The sequence below is a fragment of the Roseospira navarrensis genome (assembly GCF_009601025.1).
GTDB lineage: Bacteria > Pseudomonadota > Alphaproteobacteria > Rhodospirillales > Rhodospirillaceae > Rhodospira > Rhodospira navarrensis.
This window is the reverse complement of sequence record NZ_WIVE01000154.1, coordinates 1-1,357: the sequence shown is the minus strand read 5'-3', so window position 1 is coordinate 1,357 and position 1,357 is coordinate 1. Positions and strand designations below refer to the sequence as shown.

Annotated in this window: 1 protein-coding gene; it reads left to right on the top strand. The window is 68.6% G+C overall.

What is annotated here, in order from left to right:
- The first annotated feature begins 577 nt into the window (after window positions 1-577).
- Entirely contained in the window at window positions 578-1,108 is a 531-nt protein-coding gene (locus tag GHC57_RS19060; protein WP_153347233.1) for a hypothetical protein, read from the top strand.
- The last annotated feature ends 249 nt before the right edge of the window (window positions 1,109-1,357 follow it).

The window sequence follows — 1,357 nt, the reverse complement described above, 5'->3', positions numbered from 1 at the left end:
CCGGATCGCGGATCACGATGACAACGGGCAAAGACCCCATCCTGAGACGATCACACGATCCGGTGCGGGGCCCCGGGTGGCCACCCGGGGCCCCGCAACCCGGCATCTCCACAATGCCACAAATCAAACAGACAATCCTGAAGGAGCGGAGCGACTGAAGGATCTCGGGCCGGAGCGTGCAGCCGCCAGACGGGAGTCCGCCCGGTCCTCCCCCGATCCTTCGCCGCCCCGGCCACCCAGGGGCGGCCAGGGGCGGCCATGTCCCGGATGGACCCGACGCGAGGGGCGCACCGCTGACGGCGGTGCGCCCTTTGTCGTTCTTTGCAGGGGAACCGTGCTCCATTGCGGCCCGTCAAGGACAGGGACGACCCCGACCTGATATCCGACATGGATCATCGGATATCTGCCAACCGCCTCTGGCGAGGCCGGTTGGAGTCCGTGGCCGGCCCTCTCTCCCCCACCCGGCCACCCACAGGATACTCGCGTTGGGTGGCCGGGTGGGGGAGAGGGCCGGCGCCGGAACGGCGGATGAGTCGTGCTCATCCGCCACAGCACTCAGACCAGGAGGCCATTCATCGTGTCCCGCTTAGGAGCAGACTCATTCCGCAGCGCGCGCCGCGCCCTCGTCGCGGCCGGATTGGCCGTCGCCGGCTTCGCGGGCGTGGCGGCCCCCGCCACCGCCGCCGGCGAGGTCCGGATCACGCTGCGCTGCGAGCAGGCGGGCGACCCGGCGGACCTGCGAACCTGCCTCGCGCAGTCGTGGCTGGAGGTCGGCCGGGCCGGCACCATCATCCGCTACCAGCCGGAGGACCTGACCGCCCTGGGCGACCCGTCCGGCGGGGACCTGGTGCTGCACGTGCCGAAGGACTTCCGCGTCAACGCCCAGAACACGGGCGAGGACACCCGCCTGTCCCTGAGCATCACCGCCCCGTCGGGCCGCACGGTCTACGACGCCTCGGCCGAGCGCTACGAGTGGGTGCAGTTCACCCACTGCGGTCCGGCCGTCGAGGCCGACTGCCGCAGCTACAACTACTCGGAAAAAGGCTACGGGTCGGATCAGCGCATCCGGCCGCGGTATGCGCCGCTGCCCGACACGCCGTCGGAGTGATCCCGACGGCATCGGGCGATGCCCGTTGGAGTCCGTGGCCGGCCCTCTCCCTTTTGAGCCCACGGCAAGGCAACGGGTTCAGGTTAACATGGCGGCATGTTCCGCGCTGTCGGAGCAGGCCTCTCGAGATCCCTCGTCTCGCTTCGCTCACTCGGGATGACACATTAAAATTGGCTCAGTTTGCGTTAGATATGCATGCTGGTTGTTTGGGCGAGATAAGTCCGGCGATGCATGCCAGGATTGCACGGG